This window comes from Marinobacter sp. UBA5687, assembly GCF_002420325.1.
In the GTDB taxonomy this organism is placed as follows: Bacteria; Pseudomonadota; Gammaproteobacteria; order Pseudomonadales; family Oleiphilaceae; genus Marinobacter; species Marinobacter nauticus.
Window position 1 is genome coordinate 39,879 of record NZ_DIHV01000068.1, and the last position, 23,384, is coordinate 63,262.

Annotated in this window: 25 protein-coding genes; 18 read left to right on the forward strand and 7 right to left on the reverse strand. The window is 59.6% G+C overall.

Annotated features, from left to right (window positions below; genetic code table 11):
• Nucleotides 1–406 precede the first annotated feature (406 nt).
• From B3Y70_RS07415 to B3Y70_RS07450, 8 genes are all read left to right on the forward strand, one after another.
• Nucleotides 407–1,423, forward strand: a complete 1,017-nt coding sequence (locus B3Y70_RS07415) for a LysM peptidoglycan-binding domain-containing protein (protein ID WP_011783624.1) — start codon at nucleotides 407–409, stop codon at nucleotides 1,421–1,423.
• A 33-nt stretch (nucleotides 1,424–1,456) separates the two neighbouring features.
• The gene (dprA, locus tag B3Y70_RS07420) at nucleotides 1,457–2,674 is read left to right on the forward strand and encodes a DNA-processing protein DprA (RefSeq protein ID WP_141066716.1); all 1,218 of its coding nucleotides are present in this window, start codon (nucleotides 1,457–1,459) and stop codon (nucleotides 2,672–2,674) included.
• A 15-nt stretch (nucleotides 2,675–2,689) separates the two neighbouring features.
• The gene (locus B3Y70_RS07425) at nucleotides 2,690–3,262 is read left to right on the forward strand and encodes an L-threonylcarbamoyladenylate synthase (RefSeq protein WP_114434652.1); all 573 of its coding nucleotides are present in this window, start codon (nucleotides 2,690–2,692) and stop codon (nucleotides 3,260–3,262) included.
• Between the two features lie 8 nt (nucleotides 3,263–3,270).
• Nucleotides 3,271–4,197: an oxygen-dependent coproporphyrinogen oxidase gene (gene hemF, locus B3Y70_RS07430; protein WP_011783627.1), complete on the forward strand. Its 927-nt coding sequence runs from the start codon at nucleotides 3,271–3,273 to the stop codon at nucleotides 4,195–4,197.
• Nucleotides 4,190–5,017, forward strand: coding sequence for a shikimate dehydrogenase (gene aroE, locus B3Y70_RS07435; protein ID WP_153739713.1), 828 nt, complete (start codon nucleotides 4,190–4,192; stop codon nucleotides 5,015–5,017). Before hemF ends, aroE begins: the two co-directional genes overlap by 8 nt.
• Before the next feature lie 38 nt (nucleotides 5,018–5,055).
• On the forward strand, nucleotides 5,056–5,829 hold the full coding sequence (locus B3Y70_RS07440; protein WP_014420028.1) for a motility protein A: 774 nt from the start codon (nucleotides 5,056–5,058) through the stop codon (nucleotides 5,827–5,829).
• A 3-nt stretch (nucleotides 5,830–5,832) separates the two neighbouring features.
• Complete coding sequence (locus B3Y70_RS07445; protein ID WP_153739714.1) at nucleotides 5,833–6,666, forward strand: flagellar motor protein MotB; 834 nt, start codon at nucleotides 5,833–5,835, stop codon at nucleotides 6,664–6,666.
• A gap of 124 nt (nucleotides 6,667–6,790) precedes the next feature.
• On the forward strand, nucleotides 6,791–7,108 hold the full coding sequence (locus B3Y70_RS07450) for a PA4642 family protein (protein ID WP_011783631.1): 318 nt from the start codon (nucleotides 6,791–6,793) through the stop codon (nucleotides 7,106–7,108).
• Between the two features lie 30 nt (nucleotides 7,109–7,138).
• Here B3Y70_RS07450 and B3Y70_RS07455 read toward each other — a convergent pair whose 3' ends face one another.
• A complete protein-coding gene (locus B3Y70_RS07455) occupies nucleotides 7,139–7,678 on the reverse strand; it encodes a gamma carbonic anhydrase family protein (RefSeq protein WP_014420031.1) in 540 nt (179 codons plus the stop codon).
• Nucleotides 7,679–7,879: 201 nt separating this feature from the next.
• Here B3Y70_RS07455 and prlC point away from each other — a divergent pair, with 201 nt between their 5' ends.
• Nucleotides 7,880–9,925: an oligopeptidase A gene (gene prlC, locus B3Y70_RS07460; RefSeq protein ID WP_153739715.1), complete on the forward strand. Its 2,046-nt coding sequence runs from the start codon at nucleotides 7,880–7,882 to the stop codon at nucleotides 9,923–9,925.
• Between the two features lie 56 nt (nucleotides 9,926–9,981).
• Nucleotides 9,982–10,233 carry a YheV family putative zinc ribbon protein gene (locus B3Y70_RS07465; RefSeq protein ID WP_153739716.1) on the forward strand — a complete coding sequence of 84 codons (252 nt, stop codon included), beginning with the start codon at nucleotides 9,982–9,984 and terminating at the stop codon, nucleotides 10,231–10,233.
• Nucleotides 10,234–10,291: 58 nt separating this feature from the next.
• Here B3Y70_RS07465 and B3Y70_RS07470 read toward each other — a convergent pair whose 3' ends face one another.
• Together B3Y70_RS07470 and B3Y70_RS07475 are read right to left on the reverse strand one after the other, a co-directional pair.
• Nucleotides 10,292–11,614: a Na+/H+ antiporter family protein gene (locus tag B3Y70_RS07470; RefSeq protein ID WP_153739717.1), complete on the reverse strand. Its 1,323-nt coding sequence runs from the start codon at nucleotides 11,612–11,614 to the stop codon at nucleotides 10,292–10,294.
• Between the two features lie 114 nt (nucleotides 11,615–11,728).
• A complete protein-coding gene (locus tag B3Y70_RS07475) occupies nucleotides 11,729–11,959 on the reverse strand; it encodes a DUF1653 domain-containing protein (protein WP_153739718.1) in 231 nt (76 codons plus the stop codon).
• 159 nt (nucleotides 11,960–12,118) lie between these two features.
• On the opposite strand from B3Y70_RS07475, the gene B3Y70_RS07480 reads away from it, so the two are divergent.
• Nucleotides 12,119–13,915 carry a sensor domain-containing diguanylate cyclase gene (locus B3Y70_RS07480; RefSeq protein WP_288589515.1) on the forward strand — a complete coding sequence of 599 codons (1,797 nt, stop codon included), beginning with the start codon at nucleotides 12,119–12,121 and terminating at the stop codon, nucleotides 13,913–13,915.
• 2 nt (nucleotides 13,916–13,917) lie between these two features.
• Here B3Y70_RS07480 and B3Y70_RS07485 read toward each other — a convergent pair whose 3' ends face one another.
• The 3 genes from B3Y70_RS07485 to B3Y70_RS07495 all read right to left on the reverse strand — a co-directional run bounded on the left by B3Y70_RS07485 (nucleotide 13,918) and on the right by B3Y70_RS07495 (nucleotide 16,570).
• Nucleotides 13,918–14,304 carry a DoxX family protein gene (locus tag B3Y70_RS07485; RefSeq protein WP_014420036.1) on the reverse strand — a complete coding sequence of 129 codons (387 nt, stop codon included), beginning with the start codon at nucleotides 14,302–14,304 and terminating at the stop codon, nucleotides 13,918–13,920.
• Nucleotides 14,305–14,384: 80 nt separating this feature from the next.
• Nucleotides 14,385–15,032: a hypothetical protein gene (locus tag B3Y70_RS07490; RefSeq protein WP_031211724.1), complete on the reverse strand. Its 648-nt coding sequence runs from the start codon at nucleotides 15,030–15,032 to the stop codon at nucleotides 14,385–14,387.
• Between the two features lie 191 nt (nucleotides 15,033–15,223).
• Entirely contained in the window at nucleotides 15,224–16,570 is a 1,347-nt protein-coding gene (locus B3Y70_RS07495) for an MATE family efflux transporter (protein ID WP_226610210.1), read from the reverse strand.
• Between the two features lie 188 nt (nucleotides 16,571–16,758).
• Between B3Y70_RS07495 and coxB the strand changes: the two genes are divergently transcribed.
• From coxB to B3Y70_RS07515, 4 genes are read left to right on the forward strand one after another with little or no spacing between them, the layout of a single operon-like run.
• Nucleotides 16,759–17,883, forward strand: coding sequence for a cytochrome c oxidase subunit II (gene coxB / locus B3Y70_RS07500; RefSeq protein ID WP_014420040.1), 1,125 nt, complete (start codon nucleotides 16,759–16,761; stop codon nucleotides 17,881–17,883).
• A gap of 57 nt (nucleotides 17,884–17,940) precedes the next feature.
• Complete coding sequence (gene ctaD, locus B3Y70_RS07505; protein WP_014420041.1) at nucleotides 17,941–19,524, forward strand: cytochrome c oxidase subunit I; 1,584 nt, start codon at nucleotides 17,941–17,943, stop codon at nucleotides 19,522–19,524.
• 13 nt (nucleotides 19,525–19,537) lie between these two features.
• Nucleotides 19,538–20,134 carry a cytochrome c oxidase assembly protein gene (locus B3Y70_RS07510; RefSeq protein ID WP_141066718.1) on the forward strand — a complete coding sequence of 199 codons (597 nt, stop codon included), beginning with the start codon at nucleotides 19,538–19,540 and terminating at the stop codon, nucleotides 20,132–20,134.
• 16 nt (nucleotides 20,135–20,150) lie between these two features.
• Nucleotides 20,151–21,038 (forward strand): cytochrome c oxidase subunit 3, encoded by an 888-nt coding sequence (locus B3Y70_RS07515; protein ID WP_011783645.1) that lies wholly within the window; start codon nucleotides 20,151–20,153, stop codon nucleotides 21,036–21,038.
• An 11-nt stretch (nucleotides 21,039–21,049) separates the two neighbouring features.
• Here the strand turns inward: B3Y70_RS07515 and B3Y70_RS07520 are convergent, their stop codons facing one another.
• On the reverse strand, nucleotides 21,050–21,253 hold the full coding sequence (locus B3Y70_RS07520; RefSeq protein WP_011783646.1) for a twin transmembrane helix small protein: 204 nt from the start codon (nucleotides 21,251–21,253) through the stop codon (nucleotides 21,050–21,052).
• Nucleotides 21,254–21,350: 97 nt separating this feature from the next.
• Between B3Y70_RS07520 and B3Y70_RS07525 the strand changes: the two genes are divergently transcribed.
• The 3 genes from B3Y70_RS07525 to B3Y70_RS07535 form a co-directional block, all read left to right on the forward strand.
• A complete protein-coding gene (locus B3Y70_RS07525) occupies nucleotides 21,351–22,100 on the forward strand; it encodes an SURF1 family protein (protein ID WP_011783647.1) in 750 nt (249 codons plus the stop codon).
• Complete coding sequence (locus tag B3Y70_RS07530) at nucleotides 22,081–22,722, forward strand: hypothetical protein (RefSeq protein ID WP_273030897.1); 642 nt, start codon at nucleotides 22,081–22,083, stop codon at nucleotides 22,720–22,722. The genes B3Y70_RS07525 and B3Y70_RS07530 overlap by 20 nt, the downstream gene beginning before the upstream one ends.
• 15 nt (nucleotides 22,723–22,737) lie before the next feature.
• Nucleotides 22,738–23,384 (forward strand): COX15/CtaA family protein (locus B3Y70_RS07535; RefSeq protein WP_288589520.1); only part of this gene is annotated, 647 nt, incomplete at its 3' end.

A 23,384-nucleotide genomic window follows, 5' to 3' on the forward strand; every position in this document is an offset into this window, starting at 1 on the left:
CTGCCCAGCGCAGAATTTTACCATTTGTAACGCTGTGAAACCGATTGCCGAAATGCGACAGCGTACTGCGCAAATTTTCTTGGTCTGCCTATGATGAATCCAGAGATTCCGACAGTATGAACCGTTAATGCTGGCAGAGTTCCCGGGTTCAAGGTAATAACGTCCGCCTGACGGTGCCTATTATCCAATAATTCGCCGATTGAGTACAAACTGATCAGTTAATAGTTAAAATCTTTCACGAATGCGCTTCGATGGCTGCAGAAATCACTCGAAGAACAAAAGATAACATCACAAATTCCGGGACTTCTTCTATAGTAACGGGAATAACAACGTAATATGCTGCGGGGATTCTGCGGCGACATTACCGAACGCAAAGATTCAAGGCACGCGATCAAGGACATAAACAATGAGGAAACTGTTGTACGCTCTGGCAGCCTCTGCGCTGCTGTTTACCTCCTGGGCCCAGGCACAGCCGGAGCTGAGGTCTGATCATCCTGAGCGTTACACTGTCGTCAAAGGGGACACCCTCTGGGACATTTCAGCGCGATTCCTGAACAACCCGTGGTACTGGCCGGAAATCTGGCACGTGAACCCGCAGGTTGCCAACCCACACCTGATCTATCCCGGTGACCGCCTGGCACTGGTGTACATCGATGGCAAGCCCCGGATTACCAAGGTCGCGACCAGCGATGTGGTGAAGCTCTCGCCTCAGGTTCGTTCCGAGGCCATCGACACACCAATACCGGCCATCCCCCTGGATGCCATCGCCAGTTTCCTGACCGAAACCCGTATTGTCAGCCCGGAAGAAATTAACGGTGCGCCCTATGTGCTTGAAGGTGAGGACGGACGCATCATCACCGGTGCCGGTGACCGTATTTACGCTCGCGGCGAGAAGCCGGCCGATCGCGTGGGTATTTTCCGTCGCAGCAAGGAATTTGTGGATCCGGACACCGGCGAGTTCCTTGGCCTGGAAGCCCGGAGCATTGCTCGCGGCAACGTTAATGCCGAAAATGGTGATGTGCTGACCGTAGGCATTACCAAGTCCAGTGAAGAAGTGCGTATTGGCGACCGGTTGCTGGTGAATGAAGATCGCCGGCTGACCACCAGCTTCGTGCCCAGCTCGCCGGATAGTGAGATCGAAGGCAAGATGATTTCTGTCGATGGCGGTGTCAGCCAGATCGGTCAGTACGATGTGGTCGCCATTAACCGTGGTGAGCGCGAAGGCCTGGCGCCCGGTAATGTGCTGGCGGTGCTGAAGGCGGGCAACATGGTTCGTGATCCGGTCACTGGCGAAACCATTGAATTGCCGTCTGAGCGGGCTGGCCTGCTGATGGTGTTCCAGGCCTATGAGAAAATGAGCTACGGTCTGGTGCTGCAGGCAACGCGGCCCCTCTCGGTAGGTGACAAGGTCACCAATCCCTGAGGCCGCGCGTTTGATGAGTTGATGGAATAAGACATGGCCGGGCCGGAATGCCCGGCCATTGTTGTTTTCAAGGAAGAGAAAATGTCAGACCAGGAATTTCTGCAAACACCGGCAGGCCAGTGGCTGCTGCTGTCACTGCTGCCCCGGTTCGGAATCCCCCTCAGGGAGCGGATTCTGGGTTCTGTTGATACGCTCACCGACATCCTGCCCCTGAATGCAGCCACGCTTCGCGCCATGGGGCTTGGCGGCGATGCCGTGGAGGCGATTGTCGCCTGGCAGGCGGGGGAGCTCAGCCAGGGCGTCATTGCCCGGGCACTGGATATCTATCGCCAATGTCGGGAACGGGGTATTGGCGTGCTCGGACAGGGCCAGTCGCCCTACCCGGAATGCCTGCGCCATATCCACAATGCCCCTCTGGTGCTCTACACACTGGGTAACGTTGAGTTATTGCAACGGGACCAACTGGGCGTGGTCGGCAGTCGCAACGCCACCCGGGCGGGGCTGGACCATGCCCGCCAGTTTTCTGCCGAACTCAGCCGGCGGGGGCTGCTGATCACCAGTGGTCTGGCCCTGGGAATAGATGGTGCAGCCCACGCCGGCGCCCTGGATGCTGGCTATCCGACACTGGCGGTGGTGGGTTGTGGTCTCGACCGGTTGTATCCGGCCCAACATCGTAACCTGGCTCACCGCATCATTGAGAACGGCTTGATTGTTTCTGAGTACCCGCCGGGCACCCAGGCTCGGGCCGCCTATTTCCCCCAGCGTAACCGCATTATCAGTGGCCTCGCCCGGGGCGTGCTGGTGGTGGAGGCCAGCCTCCGGAGCGGTTCACTGATTACCGCTCGAACCGCCCTCGAGCAGGGGCGGGAGGTGTTTGCCATTCCCGGTTCGGTGCACAGCCCGGTGGCCCGGGGCTGTCACCAACTGATTCGCCAGGGCGCCCGGCTGGTGGAGACCGCCAACGACGTGATGGAAGAACTGGGTACCTGGTGGTCCATGCAGGCGCAGCCCGCAGAACCGGAAGCAACGGAGAATTCGTCAGACCTGTCGTTTCTGGACAGCCGGGAAATCGCGGTATTCGAGGCTTTGGGGTATGATCCGCAGTCTACCGATGCACTGAGCCTTGCCACGGGTTTGCCCGCGGATCAGTTGCTGCAGTCACTACTGATCCTGGAGCTTGAGGGCCTCGCCCATGCCTGCCCGGGTGGTTATCAGCGCACCGGTCGGGACCTTGTTCATTGTTCTGCATGAGGGCGCCGATATCTGATGGCGAATACATCTTCTCCGAGTTTTCTTCAACTGGCTCTTGCCCGCCAGACGGTACTGGCAGGCGGGGTAATCGCCTATCCCACGGAAGCGGTGTGGGGACTGGGGTGCGATCCCTGGAACCGGGAGGCGGTCGAATACATCCTTGAGCTCAAGCAGCGGCCCATGGAGAAGGGCGTGATACTGGTGGCAGCCTCGGTTGAACAGGTGCGTTTCCTGCTGGATCCGTTGCCCGACGCCGTTCAGAGCGAGGCTCTGCGCCACTGGCCAGGGCCGGTCACCTGTCTGTTGCCGGACGTAAACCAGCAGGTGCCGGAGTGGGTCCGCGGCAAACACAGTTCCATCGCCGTTCGAGTCAGTGATCATCCGGTGGTGCGGGCCCTGTGTGAGGCGACGGGTATGCCGCTGGTCAGTACCTCATGCAATCCGGCGGGGCGTCAGCCGGCCCGTGCCATCTGGCAGGTGCGGCGCTATTTCGGCGACCGCATAGATCGTATTGTCCCCGGTGCGCTGGGCGGCAATCGCAAGCCCAGTCGCATTATTGATATTGTTACCGGTCAACAGTTTCGCTAGGAGAATTCATGTCACAGCAGCCGGATATCCAGGCCGTCAAGGACTACCTCATCGGTCTTCAGGAGCGCATTTGTCAGCGGCTGGAAGCGGTCGATGGCCAGGCATCGTTTATCCGTGACAGTTGGCAGCGGCCGGAAGGCGGTGGCGGTATCAGCCGCGTACTGGCCGACGGTGGTGTTATCGAGAAGGGCGGCGTTAACTTTTCCCACGTGATGGGCGAGACCATGCCAGCGTCTGCCACGGCTCACCGCCCTCACCTGGCGGGCGCACCCTGGCAGGCCATGGGGGTGTCGCTGGTGATTCATCCGAACAATCCATACGTGCCCACCTCTCATGCCAACGTGCGCTTTTTCATCGCTACGCCGGAGGACAGCGCTCCGGTGTACTGGTTCGGTGGTGGCTATGACCTCACGCCCTATTACGGATTTGAGGAAGACTGCGTGCACTGGCACCGCACCGCAAAGGCAGCCTGCCAGCCATTCGGTGACTCCGTCTACGCGGACTACAAGCGCTGGTGCGACGACTATTTCTACCTCAAACACCGGCAGGAGCCACGGGGCGTTGGCGGGCTGTTCTTCGATGACTACAACACCGGCGATTTCGACCGTGACTTTGCCTTTATGCAGGCCGTGGGCGACAGTTACATTGAGGCCTACGAGCCGATTGTGCGCCGGCGTATGGATCAGCCCTGGGGGGAACGGGAGCGGGAATTCCAGCTCTACCGCCGGGGCCGCTATGTCGAGTTTAACCTGGTGTACGACCGGGGCACGCTGTTTGGACTGCAGTCGGGCGGCCGGACCGAGTCTATCCTGATGTCCCTGCCCCCGTTGGTGCGCTGGGATTACGACCGCCGTCCGGAGCCAGGCACTGAGGAAGCCCGGCTGACCGAGTATTTTCTGACCGGCCGTGACTGGTTGGAGGAACGTAATGACTAGCGATCTGTACGCCGTGGTGGGCAACCCCATCAGCCACAGCAAATCACCCCGTATCCACAGCCTGTTTGCCCAACAGACCGGTGAGGCTGTGGAATACACCGCGATTCAGGCGCCGCTGGAGGATTTCGCCGGCACCGTTCATCACTTCTTTGACCACGGCGGCAAGGGTCTGAACATTACGGTGCCGTTCAAGGAACAGGCCTGGACCCTGGCTGAGCACCGGACTCACCGGGCCGAGCTGGCAGGTGCCGCCAATACTCTCTATCTGGATCAAGAAGACCAGCTGGTGGCCGATAACACAGATGGTGTGGGTATTGTTCGCGACCTCCGGGACAACCATGGCGTGCCTCTGAAGGGCGCGCGTGTGCTGGTGCTGGGCGCTGGTGGTGCGGTGCGCGGTGTGCTCGGGCCTCTGCTGGACGAGCAGCCCGCCAGTGTGGTTGTGGCCAATCGTACTGTCGCCAGGGCCGAAGCGCTGGCCCGGCTGTTCGGCCGGGAACACAGTGGCATTGAACTCTCGGCCTGTGGTTTTGAGCAGGTCGAAGGACCGTTTGATCTGGTGATCAACGGCACCAGCGCCAGCCTGAAGGGCGATTTGCCAGCCATTACGGCAGATGTGATCGGCGCAGATACCGTGGTCTACGACATGATGTATTCTCTGCAGACCACCACGTTTAACCAGTGGGCCCTGGATCATGGCGCCGTACACGTGTTTGACGGTCTGGGTATGTTGGTGGAACAGGCTGCCGAAGCTTTTTTCGTGTGGCGGGGCGTACGCCCGGAAACCTCGGCCGTCATCGAGGAACTGAGAACAGACTGAGGCAGGCGATGCAGCCGAGCCGTCGATAAGGGTCAGTTATGGATATTCTTACGCTTGTCGGGTTGCTAGCCGGAACCCTGATTGTGTTGCTCGCCATGTTGGCGAATGCAACCGTGCTTACCTTTCTGAACCTGCCAGGCCTGGCCATCGTACTCGGGGGTACGTTTGCCGTAACCCTGATCAAATTCCGGATGCCCTCCGTGCTGAGTGCTTTCCGACTGGCTTTCCGCGCAGCCTTTACGGACCGGTTGGCGCGCCCGGCGGAACTGATTCGGGAAGTGGGCGTGCTGGCCCGGGTGGTTCGCAAGGAGGGCATTCTGGGTCTGGAGAACCATGACACCAAGGACGAGTTCCTGCAGAAAGCCATCAACCTCTGTGTCGATGGCCACCCGCCGGAACTGGTGGAAGAGGCCCTGTTGCAGGATAGCCAGCAGACCGCCGAACGCTACGAAGTGGCGGAACGGGTGTTCCGCGGTATTGGCGAATCGGCACCGGCCATCGGCATGCTCGGTACCCTGGTGGGGCTGGTGCAAATGCTCAATACCCTTGATGATCCTTCCTCTATTGGTCCGGCCATGGCCATTGCCCTGCTGACCACCCTGTACGGCGCATTCATTGCCCAGCTGATGGCGTTACCCCTGGCCGACAAGTTGCAGCTGAAGGCGGAAGACGATGCCCGTAACCAGATGCTGATCATTACCTCCATCAAGAGCATCATGCGCGGTGAAAACCCCAGGGTTATGACCGAACTGCTGTCTTCCTACGTGTCTCCGGAACACCGCACCAACCTCGAACCCGAGCGGGAGGCCTGAGGTTTGCAACCGGCACGGCCACTGAAAAAGAACCGGGGCAAGAAAGGCACCCCGGACTGGATCGTGACGTTTGCCGATCTGGCCACATTGCTGCTGACGTTTTTTATTCTGCTGCTGTCCTTCGCCGAAATGGATGTGGAAAAGTACCGGGCCATGGCCAACTCCATGTCGCTGGCCTTTGGCTCCAGCAACGTGGTGGCGGAGGACGTGGGTGGCTCCCCTATTACCCTGGTTGAATCGGATACCGTCTCGCTGCCCGAACCGTCGGAGTCGTTGCAACAACAACCTGAGTTTATTGATGAGCGTACCGAGCGCTCGGAAACCCGGCAGATACCCGGCGGTGTGCTGGACCTGGCCGGGCGTCTGGTTCGGGAACTGGAAGAGGAAGTGGCTTCCGAAGCCCTGCATGTGAACTACGACGAGGATCAGGTGGTTATCCGGTTCTCGGAGGAAGCGACCTTCCGCTCTGGCGACGCCACCATCAAGCCGGAAATGATCCCGATCATCGAGCGTGTGGTGAGCGTCCTGTCCGCCTGTAGCGGGGATGTGGTGGTTTCCGGGCATTCCGACGATCGACCGATTTCCAGCAGTCAGTACCGCTCAAACTGGGACCTGTCTGCTGCCCGGGCGGTCTCGGTGGTGCATGAACTGGTACTCAACCGGGATATCCCCGCCGAGCGGGTCGTTGCCGCGGGCCGTGCCGAGACCCGGCCACTGGCCCCCAACACCAGCCCGGAAAACCGCGCTATCAATCGCCGGGTGGAAATCGCCATCCGTAACCCCGAATGCAGTGATGAAGTGCCCACCGCAGACCTGCCGGTGGAAATCCTGCCCTGAGCCGCCGGTATCTCCGCTCTCCTTATGCTCGCAGCGCAGATACTCATAGTGGATTCATATAACCTCTGCCCATTCAAAGCCTTATACTGTGCGCCCTGAATTGCACACAGCAGGAGATGCCAGCATGAGCGGACCGGACAAACCGAAAGTCATTGGTGAGGAATGGAGTGACGAGCGGGTAAAGAGCTATCTCGACCTGACCCCCTGGGACCGAAGCATCAATGCCGATTATTTCGTGCTGAGTCGGGCTTATGAATCTATGCGGGCCGAAGACTTCGAGCGCTTTATCAGCTTTTTTGTTGAAGCCGGTCGTGACCTGAATGCTGAAGACGAACACGGAGCAACCATTCTGGATCGGGTTGCTCTTCACCGGCGTAGTGCAGAGTATGCCCGCGTCCTGGAAAACGCCGGCGCACAAAAAAAGGCAGCGGCCGGGAATTGATTCCCGGCAAGGCTGCCTTGCCGCTGCTTTTTATTCTGAGGGATTCAGGTATTCGTCTTTCAGTTTGACGTAGTTGGCGGCAGTGTATTTGAAGAACGTTTTTTCCTTGTCGCTCAGGGCCCGGGCCTGCTTGCACGGGGAGCCCACGTACAGGTAGCCGGATTCCAGGCGTTTGCCTGGCGGTACCAGGGTGCCGGCGCCGATAATGACTTCGTCTTCCACCACGGCGCCGTCCATTACGGTACAGCCCATGCCGACCAGAACCCGGCTGCCAATGGTGCAGCCATGCAGCAGGGCTTTGTGGCCAACGGTCACGTCGTCGCCCAGGATCAGCGGCCAGCCGCCGGGGTTGTAGTCGCTGGCGTGGGTGATGTGCAGCACCGAGCCGTCCTGGATGCTGCAACGGTCGCCGATGCGGATCTTGTGCATGTCGCCTCGGATTACGGTCATGGGCCAGACCGAGCAATCCTCCCCCATTTGTACATCTCCGATGACCACGGCGCTGTCGTCTACCCAGGTGCGTTCGCCAAATTGTGGTGTGATACCCTTGTGAGTTCGTACATTCGCCATTACATATACCTCAATGCTGTCCAAGTGCGGTGCAAGGTGCCGGTGGGGGATGGCTTTCAGAAACACGCTCCTTCGGCACATCCCTGTGACGCTTGAGTTCCGCCATCCCTGGCTCCACACAGTTTCTGAAAGCCATCCCCCACCGGCACCCCGTAAGTTGGTGCAAGCTATCTCATAAACGAACAGCTGAGAAGGGGACCTATGAATAACCCGCTACTGACTGACGATCTGTTGCCGAAGTTCGGTCATATCCGTACCGAGCACATGGAAACGGCCATAGACCAGATTCTCAGCGAGAACCGGATGAAGATCCAGACGCTGGCCCAGCAGGAGGATCCCAGTTGGGAAACTCTGGCTCAGCCCATGCAGGAGCTGGAAAACAAGCTAAGCAATGCCTGGTCGGTGATCTCCCACCTGAACGGTGTCATGAACAACGATGACCTGCGCAAAGTGTACAAGAACTGCCTGGAAAAACTGACCGAATACAGCACGGAAGTCAGCCAGAACAGTGCCTTGTGTGAGGCCTATAAAAAACTGGCCGCCCGCGATGATTTCCACAATCTGAGCGAATCCCAGCGCAAGTCCATCGAGAACATCCTGCGGGATTTCCGGCTCGGTGGTGTGGATCTGCCTGAGGACAAGAAAAAGCGTTACGCGGAACTGTCCCGGGAGCTGGCGGAACTGTCCAACAAGTTCAGCGATAACGTGCTGGACGCCACTCAGCACTGGTACAAGCACATCACCGATGTGGACGAGCTGTCCGGTCTGCCGGAAACGGCCATTGAAGGCGCCAGGCAGGCGGCCCGGCAGAAGGAGCTGGACGGCTATGTGATTACCCTGGATTTCCCGAGTTTCTATCCGGTGATGACCTACGGTGACAACCGCAGCCTGCGCCGGGAAGTGTACGAGGCGTTTGTTACCCGGGCGTCAGATCAGGGCCCGGATGCCGCGAAGTGGGACAATACCCCGGTGATGGCTGAGATTCTCAAGCGTCGCCATGCCCTCGCCCAGTTGCTCGGATTCGACAACTACGCCGAGCGTTCGCTGGCCACCAAGATGGCCCGCAGTGTCGATGAGGTGATGGAATTCCTGAATCAGTTGGCGGCGAAATCCAAGCCCCAGGCGGAGAAGGAGTTCGCCGAGCTGAAGGCGTTTGTGAAAGACGAATACGGCGTCGAGGATCTTCAGGCCTGGGATGTCGGCTATTACAGCGAGAAGCTGCGCCAGAAGCGTTATGACATTTCTCCGGAAACCCTGCGCCCCTGGTTCCCGGTGGACAAGGTGGTGCCGGGCCTGTTCCGGGTGGCAGAGAAGCTGTTTGATGTTCAGATCGAAGCCCATCCGGAGGTGGAAACCTGGCACGCAGATGCCCAGGCCTACTGCATCAGTCGCCACGGCGAGCCGATTGCCTGGTTCTACCTGGACCTCTATGCCCGCCAGGGCAAACGTGGTGGTGCCTGGATGGCGGACTGCCGGGTGCGCTGGCGCGATCTGCGCGGCCGGTTGCAGTTGCCAGTAGCGTTCCTGACCTGCAACTTCACGCCGCCGGTGGACGGCAAGCCGTCGCTGCTGACCCACGACGAAGTCACCACCCTGTTCCACGAGTTTGGCCATGGCCTGCATCACATGCTGACCCAGGTGGAGGTGATGGATGTGTCGGGCATTAACGGTGTGGCCTGGGATGCGGTGGAGTTGCCCAGCCAGTTCCTGGAGAACTGGTGCTGGAATCCGGAGTCGCTGGCACTGATTGCCAGTCACCATGAAACCGGAGAACCGCTGCCGGAAGATCTGCTGCAGAAACTGTTGGCGGCCAAGAACTTCCAGTCCGGGATGGCCATGGTGCGGCAGCTGGAGTTCTCGCTGTTCGATTTCCGGTTGCATGCGGAATTCAGCGAGCAGGCGCCGACCAATCCGCTCGACATGCACCGGACAGTGCGGGAAGAGATTGCCGTGGTTCAGGCGCCGGAGTTCAATCGTTTTCCGAATGCTTTCTCCCACATTTTCGCCGGGGGCTACGCGGCGGGCTATTACAGCTACAAGTGGGCGGAAGTGCTGGCGGCCGATGCGTTCTCGCTGTTTGAGGAGAATGGTATTTTTGATCCGGAAACCGGCAAGGCCTTCCTGCACAACATTCTGGAGAAAGGCGGTTCGCAGGAGCCCATGGAGCTGTTCAAGGCGTTCCGGGGCCGGGAGCCCGAGGTGGATGCCTTGCTGAAGCAGACCGGCATTACGGACGAAGCGGCCTGATACAATCACGCCCGGTGGTCGTACTGGCCATCGGGTGACTTATCTGGAGTTGAGTTATGACGAGTCCGAAACGCTTTATCGCCGGTGCTGTCTGTCCCCGTTGTGCGGAGATGGACAAGATCATGATGTTTACCGATGACGACGGTGAGCAGGTGCGCGAATGCGTGGCATGCGGTTTTACCGATGCCATGTCCGATCAGGAGCAGCCGGCGGCACCGGAGATCGAGACCCGGGTGAACAAGCGCGACAACAAGGATGATCACACGGTAAAACAGGTGGTGTTCTTCAAGTCCGGTTCAGAAGACTGATCCCCCGGCTTGCCTGGCCGTCTTTGGCCGGTGGCAAACCGAGGGTGTTGCCGGTGCCTCAGAGCACCATGGCGGCCAGCCAGCCGAAGGCCAGCAGTGGCAGGTTGTAGTGCAGGAACGTGGGCACCACGGTGTCCCAGATATGGTTGTGCTGGCCATCCACATTCAGGCCGGCGGTGGGGCCAAGAGTGGAGTCTGATGCCGGAGAGCCGGCATCACCCAGAGCACCCGCCGTACCCACCAGGGCCACGATGGCCAGGGGGCTGAAGCCCAGTTGCAGCGCCAGTGGCACATACAGGGCGGCGATAATGGGGATGGTCGAGAACGATGACCCGATGCCCATGGTGATCAACAGGCCCACCACCAGCATCAGCAATGCTGCCAGCGCCTTGTTCTCGCCTATGGCGGCGACCGAACCTTCCACCAGAGTGGCGATTTCGCCGGTTTCCCGCATCACTTCCGCAAAGCCGTTGGCGGCAATCATGATGAAGCCGATCATGGCCAGCATTTTCATGCCTTCGGTGAACAGGTCGTCGGCTTCTTTCCATTTCACCACGCCAGAGACATTGAACAGCACGAAGCCGGCCAGGGCGCCCAGGATCATGGAGCCCAGCCAGAGTTGCACCACGAACGCCACAGCAATGGCGACCAGCGCCATCACCAGCGTTCTGGGGCTGTATTTCACATCCACACGCTCGGTCTGTTCGATACGCTTGAGGTCATAGCCGCGACCGCCCCGGTAGCTGAAGAAGACCGCAACCAGCAGGCCCAGGAGCATGCCCAGGGCCGGCAGCGCCATGGCAGACATGACGTTCAGGTTGCTGGCATCAACGCCGTTGTCGGCCACATTGGCCAGCAGGATCTCGTTCAGATAGATACCGCCGAAGCCTACCGGCAGGAACATGTAAGGCGTGATCAGGCCGAAGGTCAGCACGCAGGCCACCAGCCGGCGGTCCATGTTCAACTTCGCCATCACGTACAGCAGTGGCGGCACGACCAGCGGAATGAAGGCGATGTGAATCGGCAGGATGTTCTGGGACGATACGGCAATGGCCAGCAGCAGACCGATGATCATGAACCGGATGCCGGTGGCAGCGCCCCCTTCATCCTGCCGGCCCACCATGGCCAGGGCCTTGTCGGCCAGGGCGTGGGCCAGCCCCGATTTTCCGATTGCGACGGCAAACGCGCCCAGGGTGGCATAGGACAAGGCCACGGTGGCACCACCGCCCAGGCCGGTATTGAAGGCATTGATGGTCTCTTCAAGGGACATGCCCGCCACCAGGCCACCGGAAATGGCGCCGATGATCAGGGCAACAACAACGTGAATGCGGCACAGGCTCAGTACGAGCATGATCAGTACCGCGGCAACTACGGCATTCATGGCAAACTCCGGATAGGAATCGAGGGTATACCGGCACCTTTTGGGCGCCGGCAGCACGAAAAGTGCGCTAATGTGCAGGAAATGGCCGCCGCAGTCAAAACGGTTGTGTAACCGTTACTCGTCCTCAACCCGCATGAAACGGGGAACCTGTTCGCCGGCGACGTCGACGGTTTCCTGGAACATGGGGAGGGGGCGAACCCACAAACTATAGTCGCCATACAGGCAACGATAGACCACCAGCGGCTCTTCGGTTTCGCTGTGGCGGGCCACGCCGATCACTTCGTAGTCCTTCCCCTTGTAATGCCGGTAGCGGCCGGGCTGAACCGTGTGTCTGCGTTCGGGCATGTCTTCCTCTCTGGTGGTAGCGGGGCCTTACCCCTTAATTTTGCCGGACTTGAGCGGGATATCCGTCTACACTGTTTGTGAAGCACTAGGGTTATGGTGTTCCCCATCAGAACACAACAGTGTAGTTCAAGCACCTCGGGCCGGAAATTACAGACAAGAATGAACGGGCGCATTTCCCGCATAACAGGCATATTCGTTACCTTGCTGCTGTGCTTGGCCTTCACTGCTGCCCACGCCGAGCCCGTGTCCTTTCAATGGTTGTCAGTACCTCAGGGGGCCAGGGATGTCGAGGCAGTCCGTGCCATCGGGCCTGACCAGTGGCAGACGGTTCCCGCAGGCCAGACCCTGAACCGGGGATTCAGTGACGACGAATTCTGGTTGCAGGTACGGGTACCGGCGCAACCCGCCAACCGGGTTCTGGAAGTGGGTTATCCCCTGCTCGATGAAGTGTCGGTGTATTGGGAACTGGATGGCCGGATTATCGAATCCCATCACACCGGGGATACCCGGCCGTTCGACAGCCGGCCAATTGTGCACCGCAATTTCGTCTTTCTGGTGCCGTCCAATACCGAGCCGGTCACCGCCTGGATTCGTGTGCAGACCCAGGGCTCCGTTCAGGTTCCCGTCGCGGTCACACCGTCCGCCGAATTTCTTGCCAACGAGCAGATTTCCTATGGCTGGCAGACCATGTTCCTGGGAATCGTGGTCGCCCTGGCCCTGTATAACCTGTTTCTGTTCCTGATTGTCCGCCACCAGACCTACCTCTGGTATGTGCTGACAGTTGTCTGTTCCGGTGCCGTGCAGCTCAACTTCAATGGCCTGCTGTTCCAGTGGTTCTGGCCTGACGTGCCGTGGATCAACCGTTACTTCACTGTGCCGGTGGTCAGTGCCGCGCTGATTGCGGCCATTGTTTTCACCATGAAATTCCTGTTGGTCAAGAGTTACTCGCGCTGGGGTTATCGGATTCTTCAGGCACTGCTGGCGGTCAACCTGTTGGGTCTGATCTATGGTTTCCTCGGTTCTTACCAGGTGGGCATTATCTGGATAAGCAGTCTGGCTGCGTTCGCGACCCCGGTGGCCTGGCTGATTGGTATCAATGTCTGGCGCAGGGGCCAGATCCTGGGCGGCTTTTATGTACTTGCCTGGACGCCCTTGCTGCTGGGGCATCTGGTGCTGGCGGTCAGCAAGCTGGGTTGGATTCCGCGCAGTCCGTTTACCGAGTTGGCGCCCCAGGCCGGGGTGGCGGTTGAGGTGATTCTGCTGTCGTTTGCCCTGGCCTACCGGATCAACATGGAGCGCCGGCGCCGGCAAAAGGCCCAGGAGCATGCCCTGGACATACAGCGCCAGGCCAACCTGACCCTGGAATCCCGGGTTCGGGAACGCACCGAGGAGCTGGAGCAGGCAAACGAGCAGTTGCGGGCCATCAGCCTGACCGACGGCCTGACTCACGTCGCCAACCGGCGCCGGTTTGATGAGAAACTGGAAACCGAGTGGAACCGGGCGTTGCGTCACGAGCATGAACTGAGCCTGATTCTGCTGGATATTGACCACTTCAAGCAGGTGAACGACCGCTTCGGTCATCTGGTGGGGGACGATTGCCTGGTGGCGCTGGCCTCGATTCTGTCCGATGAAGTCCAGCGCTCTGGGGACCTGGTGGCTCGTTACGGCGGTGAGGAGTTCGCCATTCTGCTGCCCACCACGGATGTAGCCGGCGCGCAGCAAGTGGCGGAACGGATGCGGCTGTCGGTCGCCCGAACGCCGGTCAACAGCGGCGAGCACATGTCGCCGGTCAGCCTGACCATCAGTCTCGGTGTGGCGACATTGACCCCCAACCGGCAATCCGATTGTCAGGAACTGATTCGCCGCGCCGATGAGGCGCTCTATGCCGCCAAGTCTGATGGGCGTAACCGGGTGGTGGTCTGGCACCCGAAAGCGGTTGCGCCCACCACCGGCTGACCTCAGTTCTTGAGCTTGTACCGACCCGGCCCCAGGAAAATCAGCGCCAGTGCGGTGAACAGGAAGAAGCCCTGAAGTTCCAGCGCCCAGCCGCCATTGCTGCTCAGGGTCAACAGCTGATGGCCATGCACCAGGGCGATGGCAACGATCATGTTGAAGACAATGATCAGGGCGCCAATGCGGGTCTGGTATCCGAGAATCACCATCAGCGGTGCAATGACTTCCCCGATATAGACGCCGTAGGCCAGGATCGTGGGCAGGCCATGGCTGGCCAGCTGGCCTTCGATAAAGCCAATGCCATTGAGCAGTTTGGCGATGCCGTGGAACAGCAGTAACCCGCCCAGTGTCAGCCGTACAATCAGTTTTCCAAGATCGGCATTATCCAGCACGTTTGGCCTCCTCAGTGTTGTTCGGGAGGGCAAGAATACTGGTTTTCCGGAGGCAATTCAGTGACGTGTTGTTATTAAACTCAGCACGACGGCCCGAGGGCGAAGCGGATGTGGTTCCGCTCCAGCAGGTTTTCCCAGTACTGTCGCATCCAGTCCCAGGCCTGGTTATTGACCTGGTCGATGAAGGGTTCCAGGTCCAGGTCGTAGTAATCCGGGGTGCCGGCAATCTGGAGTACGGTAACGGTAATGGCATCGTCCAGCTCATTGGCGAAGGGTTCACCAATGAGCTCGTGCACCAACAGGTTGGCCCGGGTGGCTTCCAGGTCAATCAGTTCGCTGGCGCGGGTAGAGCGGTTGTTATCGTGCATTTCTTCCATCAACCGGTGGCACAGGTAAGCGCGTATGAGCAGCCCGTCGAGGCCATCGTAGCGGACCAGCAGTACCGAGGGCTGGGTGAAGTAGCGGGTAGCGGCATCAATGAAGGGTTGGAACAGTTCGGTTATACCGGCTTCCCGGGCACAGGCGTCAACACATTCAACCAGCCTGGGCGCCATCTCGATGTATTCCACCGCGAACTGGAACAGGGACGTTGCCGGTTGATAGCCATCCACCACCACCGAACCCGGCAGCCGGGCGGCTTTCTCTTTCATCTGGCGTAAGAAGGCGCCGGATCGTGCTTCCTGGCGCCTTGCCTGATCGATGATTTCAAGGACGGCCTGTGGTGTCATTTCAGGAGATGCCGAAGTCTGAACAATGTGAGGTCGCAAGGCGCCTCCCGTTCTATCAAGGAGTAACCGGAGGCAGGAAAGCAGGGGCTGGCTACCGCAACATGCCTGCCGTTTCTGACTAGTGTAGCCAAGATTTGTTGCCTTGCTGCCTGTACTGGCAAATTTAACGGTTACGGTGTGTATAGCTGGCGTCAGCGTGCATCAAACCACCGGCCCTCGCGGGTATAACGCCAGCACATCCAGCCCATGCTTCCGGCTCGCGCCAGCATCAGCGTGATGAGCGAAAACCAGAGTCCGTGGTTGCCCCACCCGGTGGTCAGCCACCAGACCGGCAGAAACACAGCCAGCGCTGAAAACAGCATGGTGTTCTGCATTTCCCGGGTGCGGGTGGCGCCGATGAACACACCATCAAGCAGAAAACCCCAGACCGAGGCAAATGGCAGCAGCCAGAGCCAGGGCAGGTATTGCCAGGCGGTAGTTCGCACCTCCTCCAGACCGGTCAGCAGGCTGATCAGCCAGCGGCCGCCGAGCACGAACGCAACGGTCAGCAACAACGCGCCCCAGATCGACCAGCGCAGGGCGCTCAGGAAGACCATGCGGAACCGGCGCCTGCTGTTCTGGCCAATGGCCTCACCCACCAAAGCTTCGGCAGCATTGGCGAAACCGTCCAGGGCATTGGAAATCACCAGCAAAAAGGTGATCAGCACGGCGTTGGCGGCCAGGATGACATCGCCCTGCCGGGCACCCTGAGCGGTGAAAAACGCCAGTACCAGCAGCAGGGCAATGGTGCGAACCATGATGTAACGGTTCACCTGCAGAATGGTCAGGTAGTCTGCCAGCTGCCCGAACAGCGCGCGGGTCAGTCGCTGGCCTTCCGGCATCCTCCGGAGCACGATGGCAAACCCGATCAGGGCAGCACCGTATTCCGCCATCACGGTGGCCATGGCCACGCCCCGGCTGTTCCAGCCCAGTACCGTAACGAAGAACACGTCCAGCACAATGTTGATGCCGTTGGCGATGATCAGCATCACCATGGGGCCGCGGGGGAACTGGGTGCCGATCAGCCAGCCCACCAGGGTGTACTGGCACAGCACCGCGGGCGCACTCCAGATACGGATGGCCGCGTATTCTGCGGCCAGAGCCGACACCTCAGGGCTGGGATTCATCAGCTCCAGACCGATCCGGATCAACGGTTGGTGGAACAGAATCAGTAACAGCCCGATGCCGATGGCCAGCAGGATTGAGCGTAATAGCAGCGCGACCTGAGCAAAGGCATCCCGTTTGCCCCAGGCCTGCGCCGCCAGACCGGTGGTGCCCATGCGCATGAAGCCGAAGGTCCAGTACAGAATGCTGAACAGGTTGGCGCCCACGGCGACCGCGCCCAGGTATTCCGGACTGTGCAGATGGCCGAGCACGGCGGTGTCCACCAGGCCCAGCAGGGGCACGGTGAGATTGGTCAGCATCAGTGGCCAGGCCAGTGCCCACAGGCGTCGGTCAATGATGCCGGGCGCACGCTGCTTATTCTTTATGCTTCTCAAAACTCTGCACTTATCTTATTTGGATTTAAGGATTTTTTAGTCTTTTTTTGATCTGTGTCTATACTCAATTTTGATGTATCCATAAGCAGGCTTTCACTCGGGGATTTCCGACGGTTGCGAGTGCCATCGGTAAATTTCGGAGGGATGACGCAAAATCCGACAAGAATAACACTCTGTGGAGACACAGTATGCGCGTGCATGCCAAGCGGGCAGTAGCCCTAGCCGCTGGTCTGTTGTCACCGGCTGTGGTCGTGGCCGACTGGACCATGAACATGACGCCCGGTGTAACCGGCACCAGTAATCAGATTTTCAGCCTTCACATGACCATTCTCTGGATCTGCGTCGCCATCGGTGTGGTGGTGTTCGGGGTCATGTTCTGGTCCATTTTCGCCCATCGCAAATCCCAGGGCGCCAAACCGGCCAATTTCCATGAGAACACGGTGGTCGAAATTCTCTGGACCATTATTCCCTTTGCCATTCTCGTGGCCATGGCCATTCCCGCCACGGCAACGCTGGTGGAGATGTACGACACCACCGAATCCGAAGTGGATATCAAGATTACCGGCTATCAGTGGCGCTGGCAGTATGAGTACATCAATGAAGATTTCGGTTATTTCTCCAGCCTGTCCACACCCCGGGACCAGATCGAGAACCGCCAGGCCAAGGGTGAAAACTACCTCCTGGAAGTGGACAACCCGCTGGTGATTCCAGTCGGCAAGAAAGTGCGTTTTCTGTTGACCGCCAATGATGTAATCCACTCCTGGTGGGTGCCGGAGTTTGGTGTGAAGAAAGATGCCATCCCCGGATTTATCAATGAAACCTGGACTCGGGTGGATGAGCCGGGCATTTACCGTGGCCAGTGCACCGAGCTGTGTGGCAAGGACCACGGCTTCATGCCGGTGGTGGTTGAGGCGGTGCCGGAAGAGGAATACAACGCCTGGGTGGCGGAGCAGCGCGAGGCAGCCGAGAAAGAGCGCCAGCTGACCCAGAAAGACTGGACTCTGGAAGAACTGATGGAGCGTGGTGAGAAGGCCTACGCCACAGCCTGTGCGGCCTGCCACCAGGCGGATGGCAGCGGGGCCCCCCCGGCGTTCCCCGCGCTCAAGGGTAGCCCGATTGCGACCGGGGATATGACGGCTCACATCGACATTGTGGTGAACGGCAAGTCCGGGACGGCGATGCAGGCGTTCGGCAACCAGCTGAGCGAAGTGGACCTGGCCGCGGTGATTACCTATGAGCGTAATGCCTGGGGTAACAACACCGGCGATATGGTCACGCCCAAGGAAATTTTTGATTACAAGAACCAGCAGTAATCAACGCCAGATAACAACAATCACCAGCCACATCAGAAGGCGGTAACGGGGGTTTTCATGAGTGCGGTTGCAGATACCCACAGCCAGGAACATCACCACGGCCCGGCCAAAGGCATCAGCCGCTGGCTGCTGACCACAAACCATAAGGACATCGGGTCCATGTACCTGATGTTCAGTTTTGCCATGTTCCTGCTCGGCGGCAGCATGGCCATGGTCATCCGGGCCGAACTGTTCCAGCCCGGCCTGCAGATTGTGCAGCCGGAGTTTTTTAACCAGATGACCACCATGCACGGTCTGATCATGGTGTTCGGGGCGGTCATGCCGGCCTTTGTCGGATTAGCCAACTGGATGCTGCCCTTGATGATCGGCGCGCCGGACATGGCACTGCCGCGCATGAATAACTGGAGTTTCTGGCTGCTGCCCTGCGCCTTCCTGATTCTGGTCTCCACCCTGTTCATGCAGGGCGGCGCCCCCAACTTCGGCTGGACCTTCTATGCGCCGCTTTCCACCACCTATGGGCCACCCAGCACCACGTTCTTCATCTTCGCGGTGCATATCATGGGGGTGTCCTCGATCATGGGCGCCATCAATGTCATTGCCACCATTCTGAACATGCGGGCGCCGGGCATGACCCTGATGAAAATGCCCCTGTTCGTCTGGACCTGGCTGATCACCGCGTTCCTGTTGATTGCGGTCATGCCGGTGCTGGCCGGCGTGGTGACCATGATGCTGATGGACATCAACTTCGGTACCAGTTTCTTTGATGCCTCCGGTGGTGGCGATCCGGTGCTGTTCCAGCATGTGTTCTGGTTCTTCGGGCATCCGGAGGTTTACATCATGATCCTGCCGGCGTTCGGGGCCATCTCCCACATTGTTGCGGCCTTCTCCCGCAAGCCGCTGTTTGGCTATGCCTCCATGGTGTATGCGGTGGGTGCCATTGCCCTGTTGTCGTTCGTGGTCTGGGCGCACCATATGTTTACCGTGGGTATTCCACTGGCCGGGCAGTTGTTCTTCATGTACGCCACCATGCTGATTGCCGTGCCCACCGGGGTGAAGGTGTTCAACTGGGTCACCACCATGTTCCGGGGCTCCCTGAGTTTCGAGGCGCCCATGCTGTTCGCCGTGGCCTTTATCATTCTGTTCACTATCGGTGGTTTCTCCGGGCTGATGCTGGCCATCGCGCCTGCGGACTTCCAGTACCACGATACCTACTTTGTGGTCGCGCATTTCCATTATGTGCTGGTGCCCGGTGCCATCTTCGGCATCTTCGCTTCCGCCTACTTCTGGCTGCCCAAGTGGACCGGCCACATGTACGACGAAACCCTGGCCAAGACCCACTTCTGGCTGTCGTTCATCGGCATGAACCTGGCTTTCTTCCCCATGCACTTCCTGGGGCTGGCGGGCATGCCCCGGCGGATTCCGGACTACGCGCTGCAGTTTGCTGACTTCAACATGGTATCGAGCATCGGGGCCTTTATGTTCGGCGTCAGTCAGTTGCTGTTCCTGTTCATCGTGGTGAAGTGTGTGCGAGGGGGCGAGAAGGCCACCGCCAAACCCTGGGATGGTGCCGAAGGGCTGGAGTGGACGGTGCCCTCACCAGCGCCGTATCACACTTTCTCGACACCGCCGGAAGTGAAATAACCGGGAGGTCGCCATGGCAGAGCCACAACCGCAACACGGCAAACGCAGCAACGGTCGGGTGATTGCCTGGTGCATGGCCGGCGTGGTCGGTATGTTTGCCTTCGGCTTTGCCCTGGTGCCCCTGTACGACGTGTTCTGCGAAATCACCGGTATCAACGGCAAGACCGGCGGCCGGTACGAAGCGCAGGTCACCAACCAGGTGGATGCCAACCGCACCGTGACGGTCCAGTTCCTGGCCAGTAATGGCCCGGGTATGTCCTGGGAATTCCGGCCGGTGACCCGCAGCATCAAGGTGCATCCCGGTGAGCCGGTGACCGTCAATTTCTACGCCGAAAATGGCAGCGACCAGGCCATGATCGGACAGGCAGTTCCGAGCCTGTCCCCGGCTGAGGGCACCCTGTACTTCCACAAGACCGAGTGTTTCTGTTTCAACCAGCAGCCCCTGGAAGCCGGCGAAAGCACAGAAATGCCTCTGGTGTTTATCGTGGATCCGGAACTGCCGGAACACATCACCAAGCTGACACTGTCCTACACCCTTTACGACCAGAGCCAGAAGGCCGAAGTATCGGGTGCCGCCGGGGCAGCAAAAACAACCAACAATAACGGCTAAGCCATCGGAGACAGCTATGGCGGATCACCAGACCTACTACGTTCCCGAACAGAGCAAGTGGCCCATTGTCGCTACCGTTGGCCTGGGGGTCACCCTGTATGGCGCGGCAGCCATCATGGTGAACGGCAACCAGGGTGAAAGCACCACCGGTTCCTGGATCATGTTCTGGATTGGTGCCCTGATCATGGCGTACATGCTGTTCGGCTGGTTCGGCAGCGTTATCCGCGAGAGCCGGGCCGGACTATACAGCGACCAGATGGACCGATCTTTCCGCTGGGGGATGAGCTGGTTCATTTTCTCGGAAGTCATGTTTTTTGCGGCTTTCTTCGGTGCGCTCTTCTACGTTCGGATGTTCGTGGTGCCCTGGCTGGGGGGCGAGGGTGATAAAGGCAGTAGCAACATGCTGTGGGAAGGCTTTCAGGCCAGTTGGCCTCTGGTCAACAACCCTAACCCTGAGGCCTACCCGGGCCCGAAGGAAGTGATCGGGCCCTGGGGCCTGCCGCTGATCAACACCATCCTGCTGGTAACCTCGTCGTTCACCGTGACCATTGCCCACCATGCCCTGAAAGCGGGTCACCGGGCCAAGGTGAAGCTGTGGCTGGGAGCCACCATTGCGTTGGCGGTGGTGTTCATGTTCGTACAGGGGTACGAGTACATGCACGCCTATCAGGACCTGGACCTGACCCTGCAGTCCGGCATCTATGGCAGCACGTTCTTTATGTTAACGGGTTTCCACGGGGCCCACGTGATGCTGGGTACGTTGATGCTCGCCATCATGCTGGTCCGGATCATCAAAGGCCATTTCACCGCCGACAATCATTTCGGCTTTGAAGCGGCAGCCTGGTACTGGCATTTTGTGGACGTGGTCTGGCTGGGTCTGTTTGTGTTCGTGTATGTGCTCTGAGGCAGGTGAAGTCAGGGCGTCGGGTTCAGGGTGAGATCGCCGGTCCAGAGCGCGATCAGCACCACGGCCAGTAATAGCACGCTGAGCGAGACCCGCACCGCCAGTGAGTTCACCACACGGTTGGTTTTACCGCCGTCCCGAATCAGGAAAAACAGCCCGCTGAACAGGCTGATAATGACGGCGAACAGCAGTACGACAATGGCAAGTTTTAACATGAGGAATCCGGTTGTTTCAGGTCCGCAGCCTGTTGAGCATTCTGGTGCCGGGAACAACGCCCCGGTTTGTTACTTCACTATAGCAGAGCGGCGCTAAGTGGGTTTCAGCTCCCGCCGCTGGCAGTTCGACTGGCGCCTGCTGGTCTTCAGCGGTGTCTTTCTGCCTCTGCTGATCAGTCTGGGCGTCTGGCAGCTGAACCGCGCCGCGGAAAAAACCAGTCTGCTGCGGACCTGGAATTCAGAAAGCGCCGGGTGGGACTGGCAGGATGTGGCGGCTGCAGATGGATGGCAGGAGGGCCAACCGGTCACCCTGACCGGTTGGTACCGGGAGCAGACCTGGTTGCTGGACAATCGGACCCGGGACGGCCGCGCCGGTTACGAAGTCCTGACGCTTTTTGAGCCGCTCTCAGGCCCTTTGGTGGTGGTCAACCGGGGCTGGGTGCCGGCACCGGCCAGTCGTGAGCAACTACCGGAAGTGCTGACGCCTGAGCCTCTGTTCACCCTTCAGGGCCGGCTGGCGGCCTATCCGGAACCGCCGGTGCTGGGGGCGCAGGAGCCCGATACACCCGGCTGGCCGAGACGGATTCAGGCGTTGCCTGAGAGCCGTGTCCGGGCGTTGGGTAAGACGCCGGCCCCGATGATTGTTCACCTTGCCGACAGCCAGCAGCCGGGTGCATACCGGGCGGACCGGGCGCCGGATGTGATGGGCCCGCAGACGCACTACGGATACGCCGCCCAATGGTTTGCACTGGCGGTAGCACTGACTATATTGACTCTGGTGGCGAGTTATAAAAAAGACAGCGAAAGACCCAAGGCAGGAGCCGACAATGACAACGACAACGGCTGACTCTCTCTCTCATTCTGATGGCCCGAGCCCGGCTCAGGTCAGGCGGGGCCGGCGCACCGCCATGTTGCTCTTTGCGGTGGGGTTCGGCCCCATGCTGGTGGCGACGGTCATGTTTTACACCGGCTGGCTTAACCCGACCGGTCAGAGCAATCAGGGGCAGTTGGTGCAACCGCCGGTGCCGGTGGCAGAGCTGAATCTGCAAACCGCTGCGGGGAACCCCCTGCAGGCACGCTTTGGTGTTGATGTCGCCGACCCGAAATGGCTGATGCTGGTGGCCTCGGAGCGTTGCGCGGAAGACTGCGAGCAGCTGCTGTATCTGGCTCGCCAGGTTAACGTTGCGCTTGGCAAGAACGCGCCGCGTGTTGGTCGTGCCGCCTATCTGGGCACGGTACCGGCGGATCTGGAGCGGCGCTGGTCCGATGAGTACCAGTTGATGGAGCGCCTGCAACCGGCCCCTGGTAAGACATCGGCATGGCCCGCCGGGATCAACCCGGAGCAGCAACCGAGAATCCTGCTGATCGACCCGTTTGGCAATGTGATGATGCACTATGGCAGCGAACACACCGGCAAACAGCTGCTGAAAGATCTGAAGCACCTGCTGAAACTGTCACAGATTGGCTAACGGGAGGCCTGCGGTATGACGGCGATGTCTCCGGAGCAATCCCGGACAACAGCAAAGAAACTGGCGTTCTGGGCCACCCTGGCCTGTTTGCTGGCGGTGGTGGTGATCATGCTCGGTGCCTGGACACGGCTGGTTCACGCCGGCCTGGGATGCCCGGACTGGCCTGGCTGTTATGGCTTTCTGACCGTACCCCAGGATGAAACCCGCATCGCCATCGCCAATGCCCGTTTCCCGGAGACCCCGGTGGATGTCTCCAAGGGCTGGCCGGAAATGATCCATCGCTACGCCGCCGGTACCCTGGGACTACTGGTATTCGGGCTGGCCATTGCCTCGGTGCGCAATCGCAGAGCGGGGCTTCCGGTCAAACTGCCGCTGTTCATTGCCGGCTTTATCGTGTTGCAGGCCGCGTTCGGCATGTGGACGGTTACCCTCAAGCTCTGGCCCCAGGTGGTGGCCCTGCATCTGCTGGGCGGATTTACCACCCTGAGCCTGTTGTTGTTGCTGACCCTGCGGCTCCGGCGGCGGGCACGGGAAAGTGAGGCGCCGCGACCGGCGATGGCGGCATCCCTGGCAAGACTCCGACCCTGGCTGTACGGCGGTTTGCTGCTGGTCATTGCCCAGATTGCCCTGGGGGCCTGGACGGCAGCCAACTACGCCGCCGT

Bases quoted from the DNA above. Each gene is read 5' to 3' on its own strand.
- B3Y70_RS07425 (WP_114434652.1), top strand. From the start codon at position 2,690: ATGGCGAATACATCTTCTCCGAGTTTTCTTCAACTGGCTCTTGCCCGC.
- B3Y70_RS07510 (WP_141066718.1), top strand. From the start codon at position 19,538: ATGGCAGAGCCACAACCGCAACACGGCAAACGCAGCAACGGTCGGGTG.
- B3Y70_RS07450 (WP_011783631.1), top strand. From the start codon at position 6,791: ATGAGCGGACCGGACAAACCGAAAGTCATTGGTGAGGAATGGAGTGAC.
- B3Y70_RS07490 (WP_031211724.1), bottom strand. From the start codon at position 15,032: ATGACACCACAGGCCGTCCTTGAAATCATCGATCAGGCAAGGCGCCAG.
- coxB (WP_014420040.1), top strand. From the start codon at position 16,759: ATGCGCGTGCATGCCAAGCGGGCAGTAGCCCTAGCCGCTGGTCTGTTG.
- prlC (WP_153739715.1), top strand. From the start codon at position 7,880: ATGAATAACCCGCTACTGACTGACGATCTGTTGCCGAAGTTCGGTCAT.
- B3Y70_RS07530 (WP_273030897.1), top strand. From the start codon at position 22,081: ATGACAACGACAACGGCTGACTCTCTCTCTCATTCTGATGGCCCGAGC.
- B3Y70_RS07455 (WP_014420031.1), bottom strand. From the start codon at position 7,678: ATGGCGAATGTACGAACTCACAAGGGTATCACACCACAATTTGGCGAA.
- B3Y70_RS07440 (WP_014420028.1), top strand. From the start codon at position 5,056: ATGGATATTCTTACGCTTGTCGGGTTGCTAGCCGGAACCCTGATTGTG.
- B3Y70_RS07480 (WP_288589515.1), top strand. From the start codon at position 12,119: ATGAACGGGCGCATTTCCCGCATAACAGGCATATTCGTTACCTTGCTG.
- B3Y70_RS07415 (WP_011783624.1), top strand. From the start codon at position 407: ATGAGGAAACTGTTGTACGCTCTGGCAGCCTCTGCGCTGCTGTTTACC.
- dprA (WP_141066716.1), top strand. From the start codon at position 1,457: ATGGCCGGGCCGGAATGCCCGGCCATTGTTGTTTTCAAGGAAGAGAAA.
- B3Y70_RS07475 (WP_153739718.1), bottom strand. From the start codon at position 11,959: ATGCCCGAACGCAGACACACGGTTCAGCCCGGCCGCTACCGGCATTAC.
- aroE (WP_153739713.1), top strand. From the start codon at position 4,190: ATGACTAGCGATCTGTACGCCGTGGTGGGCAACCCCATCAGCCACAGC.
- ctaD (WP_014420041.1), top strand. From the start codon at position 17,941: ATGAGTGCGGTTGCAGATACCCACAGCCAGGAACATCACCACGGCCCG.
- B3Y70_RS07470 (WP_153739717.1), bottom strand. From the start codon at position 11,614: ATGAATGCCGTAGTTGCCGCGGTACTGATCATGCTCGTACTGAGCCTG.
- B3Y70_RS07465 (WP_153739716.1), top strand. From the start codon at position 9,982: ATGACGAGTCCGAAACGCTTTATCGCCGGTGCTGTCTGTCCCCGTTGT.
- hemF (WP_011783627.1), top strand. From the start codon at position 3,271: ATGTCACAGCAGCCGGATATCCAGGCCGTCAAGGACTACCTCATCGGT.
- B3Y70_RS07515 (WP_011783645.1), top strand. From the start codon at position 20,151: ATGGCGGATCACCAGACCTACTACGTTCCCGAACAGAGCAAGTGGCCC.
- B3Y70_RS07520 (WP_011783646.1), bottom strand. From the start codon at position 21,253: ATGTTAAAACTTGCCATTGTCGTACTGCTGTTCGCCGTCATTATCAGC.